Annotated in this window: 3 protein-coding genes; all 3 read left to right on the top strand. The window is 46.4% G+C overall.

The genetic code is table 11. The annotated features are described in order from the left end of the window. The first annotated feature begins 341 nt into the window (after window positions 1-341). Genes cas9 through cas2 form a run of 3 tightly spaced genes read left to right on the top strand, consistent with a single transcriptional unit; the run spans window position 342 to window position 4747 of the window. Window positions 342-3605 (top strand): type II CRISPR RNA-guided endonuclease Cas9, encoded by a 3264-nt coding sequence (cas9, locus tag C230_RS0100900; protein WP_018130201.1) that lies wholly within the window; start codon window positions 342-344, stop codon window positions 3603-3605. Next, on the top strand, window positions 3535-4434 hold the full coding sequence (cas1, locus tag C230_RS0100895; RefSeq protein ID WP_026174060.1) for a type II CRISPR-associated endonuclease Cas1: 900 nt from the start codon (window positions 3535-3537) through the stop codon (window positions 4432-4434). Before cas9 ends, cas1 begins: the two co-directional genes overlap by 71 nt. Next, on the top strand, window positions 4427-4747 hold the full coding sequence (cas2, locus tag C230_RS0100890) for a CRISPR-associated endonuclease Cas2 (RefSeq protein ID WP_322786175.1): 321 nt from the start codon (window positions 4427-4429) through the stop codon (window positions 4745-4747). Before cas1 ends, cas2 begins: the two co-directional genes overlap by 8 nt. The last annotated feature ends 201 nt before the right edge of the window (window positions 4748-4948 follow it).

The following is a 4948-nucleotide window of genomic DNA, read 5'->3' as shown; positions in this document are numbered from 1 at the left end:
TTTCACCCGTGCGGTTGAAATCGACTTCTCAACAGCTCTGAGCGATACACCTACTGTAAACATGGAACAAAAAAGGGCACATCGCAAAAAGCTTATTAAGAAAAAATCTTGCATTTTTTAAAATATACACTATAATATTATTAAGATCATACCACAGCAGTGATCTCAGGGTTACTATGATAAGGGCTTTCTGCCTAAGGCAGATTGACCCGCGGCGTTGGGGATCGCCTGTCGCCCGCTTTTGGCGGGCATCCCCCATCCTTGCGTAAACTCAGACCTTGGCGGAAAATGCTAAGGTCTTTTTTACTACATAGCTCTGCTCTATCATGGGAGGGAAAAAAGTGAGATACAAAATCGGGCTTGATATCGGCATTACCTCTGTCGGTTGGGCAGCCATTAATTTGGAAATTCCTCGTATTGAAGAATTAGGCGTCCGCATTTTTGACAGAGCGGAAAACCCTCAAACGGGAGAATCATTAGCTCTCCCGCGGCGCCTCGCACGCTCGACCCGGCGTCGCCTTCGCCGCCGCAAACATCGGCTTGAACGCATTCGCCGTCTTCTCATCCGCAAAGGAATTTTATCGAAAGAAGAACTGGACAAGCTGTTTGAGAAGAAACAGGAAATTGACGTCTGGCAGTTGCGCGTTGAGACATTGGATCGAAAATTAAACAATGATGAGTTGGCCCGCGTTCTTCTTCATCTAGCCAAACGGCGCGGTTTTAAATCCAATCGCAAAAGCGAGCGCAACAATAAAGAAAATGGCACGATGCTCAAACATATCGAAGAAAACCGGGCTATTCTCTCAGGCTACCGAACCGTCGCCGAAATGATCATGAAAAATCCAAAATTTGCGCTCCATAAACGCAATAAAGGAGAAAATTACACGAACACGATCGCCCGCGACGCCTTGAAAAACGAGATTCAACTCATTTTCGCCAAACAGCGCGAATTCGGAAATATGAGTTGCACAGAAGAATTCGAGAATGAATATGTCACCATTTGGACATCGCAGCGCCCCTTCGCTTCTAAAGATGACATTGAGAAAAAAGTCGGCTTTTGTACATTTGAACTGAAAGAAAAGCGGGCACCGAAAGCAACGTACACATTCCAGTCATTCATCGCTTGGGAGCACATCAATAAATTACGGCTCATCTCCCCATCAGGCACACGGGGTCTCACGGATGAGGAGCGCCGCATTTTGTACGAGCAAGCGTTCAATAAAAACAAAGTCACTTATCATGACATTCGGACGTCGCTCCATTTGCCCGATGACACCTATTTTAAAGGCATTGTGTATGATTGGAACGAATCGTTAAAGCAAAACGAAAGCATCCGCTTTCTTGAACTCGACGCCTATCATCAAATTCGGAAGGCCATCGATAAAGTGTATGGAAAAGGAAAGTCGAGTTCGTTTCTTCCAATCGATTTCGATACATTCGGTTACGCCCTGACATTGTTTAAAGATGATGCCGACATTCGCAATTACTTGCGAAATGAATATGAACAAAATGGAAAACAGATGCCAAATTTAGCGAACAAAATATATGACAACGACCTAATTGAGGAACTATTGAACTTGTCATTCACAAAGTTCGGCCATCTGTCGCTAAAAGCGCTTCACAACATTCTTCCTTATATGGAACAAGGCGAGATCTACTCTTCGGCTTGTGAGCGGGCGGGGTACACGTTTACAGGGCCAAAGAAAAAGCAAAAAACATTATTGCTCCCGAACATTCCACCAATCGCCAACCCGGTCGTCATGCGTGCATTGACACAGGCGCGGAAAGTGGTGAACGCCATTATCAAAAAGTATGGTTCGCCGGTATCCATCCATATCGAACTAGCCCGCGATTTATCACAAACGTTTGACGAGCGGCGGAAAACAAAAAAAGAACAAGATGAAAACCGGAAGAAAAACGAGACGGCCATTCGCCAGCTGATGGAATATGGCTTGACGCTAAACCCAACCGGCCATGATATTGTCAAGTTCAAACTTTGGAGCGAACAAAACGGGAGATGCGCCTACTCGCTTCAACCAATTGAAATGGGGCGGCTGCTTGAACCAGGCTATGTAGAAGTGGATCACGTCATCCCGTACAGCCGAAGCCTAGATGACAGTTATACCAATAAAGTGTTGGTATTTACAAAAGAAAACCGCGAAAAAGGCAACCGCATCCCTGCCGAGTATTTAGGCGTAGGGACCGAACGCTGGCAGCAGTTCGAAACGTTTGTATTAACGAACAAGCAGTTTTCCAAAAAGAAACGGGATCGGCTGCTCCGGCTCCATTACGATGAAAATGAAGAAGCGGAATGGAAAAACCGAAATTTAAATGACACCCGGTATATTTCACGCTTTTTCACCAACTTTATTCGCGAACATCTTAAATTCGATGACAGCGATGACAAACAAAAGGTATACACCGTCAACGGCCGCATTACGGCCCATTTGCGAAGCCGCTGGGATTTTAACAAAAACCGTGAAGAATCCGATTTGCATCATGCTGTCGATGCCGCGATCGTCGCCTGCACAACACCGAGCGATATTGCCCGAGTCACCGCCTTCTATCAACGGCGCGAACAAAACAAAGAACTGGCCAAAAAGACCGAACCGCACTTTCCGCAACCTTGGCCGTACTTCGCCGATGAACTGCGGGCGCGTTTATCAAAACATCCAAAAGAGAGTATAAAAGCTCTCAATCTTGGAAATTATGATGATCAGAAACTCGAATCGTTGCAACCGGTTTTTGTCTCCCGAATGCCGAAGCGGAGCGTTACAGGGGCGGCTCATCAAGAAACGCTGCGGCGATACGTTGGCATCGATGAGCGGAGCGGCAAAATCCAAACCGTCGTCAAAACGAAACTGTCCGAAATTAAGCTGGATGAGACCGGGCATTTTCCGATGTACGGAAAGGAAAGCGACCCGAGGACATACGAAGCGATCCGCCAGCGGTTGCTTGAGCATAACAACGATCCGAAAAAGGCGTTCCAGGAGCCGTTATACAAGCCGAAAAAGAACGGGGAACCCGGACCTATCATTCGGACAGTGAAAATCATCGACACAAAAAACCAAGTCATCCCGCTCCACGACGGCAAAACCGTCGCCTATAACAGCAACATCGTCCGGGTCGATGTGTTCGAGAAAGACGGCAAATACTATTGCGTACCCGTCTACACAATGGACATCATGAAGGGCGTTTTGCCAAACAAAGCCATTGAGCCGAACAAGCCGTACTCCGAGTGGAAGGAAATGACGGAAGACTATACGTTCCGATTCAGCTTGTATCCGAATGATCTCATTCGCATTGAGCTTCCTCAGGAAAAAACAATAAAAACCGCTGGGGGCGAGGAAATCAAAATGAAAGATCTGCTTGTCTACTATAAAACCATCGACTCCGCTACCGGTGGGCTAGATTTGGTTAGCCATGATAACACCTTCTCGCTTCGCGGCGTCGGTTCAAGAACCCTCAAACGATTCGAGAAATACCAGGTAGATGTGCTTGGCAACATCTACAAAGTGAGAGGGGAAAAGAGAGTTGGGTTGGCGTCATCTGCTCATTCGAAAACCGGGGAAGCTGTCCGTCCGTTACAATCAACTCGTGATTGAACAAGAAGAAAAAGTTTCGATCGCGCTCGAGGATATTTGTTCCATCGTTATCGAGGAACAAGCCGTCAGCGTGACAGCAGCCGCCTTAAGCAAAATGGCGGAGTATAACATCACCTTGTTCACTTGTGACCAAAGACGGCTCCCAAATGGGGTGCTGCAGCCGTTCCAAAAACATTCCCGGCAAGTAGGCGTGCTGCACATGCAGTACGCCTACTCCAAACCTTTTAAAAAGCGAATTTGGCAGCGGATCGTGATCCAAAAACTAATCAATCAAGGAAAGTGTTTGAAGTTCCTGAACAAAGAAGGAGCCGACGAGCTATACCGCATCAGCAAAACCGTCGACTCTGGAGACAGCAATAACCGTGAAGCGTATGGAGCGAAAAAGTATTTTCAATACTTATTTGGAAGTGAATTCACCCGACGAAGCGACTCTGTAGTGAATGCTTCCTTAAACTACGGATATGCCATTATGCGGGGATTGGTCGCCCGTTCTCTCGTTGGGTATGGCTTCTTCCCGTGCCTAGGAATTTACCACGATAACGAATTGAACAAATTTAATCTCGCCGATGACTTTATGGAAGTATTGCGCCCGCTTGTCGACCTATACGTGGCCCAACACATTCAACTGGATGATGGATTTTCTCCGTACGTTCGGGCAGACTTATATAATTTGGCCAATATGGACATACTAGTAAACGGAGAAAAGCTCACCGTGGTAAACGCGGTGGAAGAAATGACCAAAAGCTTCGTCACCGCAAGCCGAAGCCAAGACCCTTCGTTGTTGAAATTGCCGGAACTTCTCCCATTGCAACTGCACATGTATGAGTAAGTTTATGCGATTGCTCGTCTTTTTTGATCTCCCCGTCGTGACCAACCGGGAGAAGCGCGAATACCGGCGATTTCGCACATTCCTGCTAAACGAAGGATATGATATGTTACAGTTTTCGGTCTACAGCCGCGTCTGCCATGGACACGAAGCAACGGACAAACACCTAGCAAGGTTAAAACACAACTTACCCCCTCGAGGATCGATTCGGGCAATGGTTGTAACGGAAAAACAGTATGCAAAGATGCAGCTGCTTCTTGGGGAACCGACAGCGCAAGAAAAGAAAATCACATCAACCCAGCTAACTCTTTTTTAAAAACAACAATATTTCCCCTTTTGCATCTGTATTATTACATGTTTTTGAAAGCCCCAAAAGCCTGCGATCCTTGAGATGGCTGGCCTTTGGGGATATGTATTATACCACAGCGATAATTTCAGGGGAACTATGACCAGAATAAAGGACAAGAACAAATCTCGTTGATTATACCACAGCGATAATTTCAGGGGAACTATGACT

Source organism: Effusibacillus pohliae DSM 22757 (genome assembly GCF_000376225.1).
Lineage (GTDB): Bacteria > Bacillota > Bacilli > Tumebacillales > Effusibacillaceae > Effusibacillus > Effusibacillus pohliae.
This window is presented reverse-complemented; position numbering and strand designations above follow the sequence as displayed.

Excerpts from the sequence above, each read along its gene's own strand:
- cas2 (WP_322786175.1), top strand. The coding sequence starts at position 4,427 with ATGAGTAAGTTTATGCGATTGCTCGTCTTTTTTGATCTCCCCGTCGTG.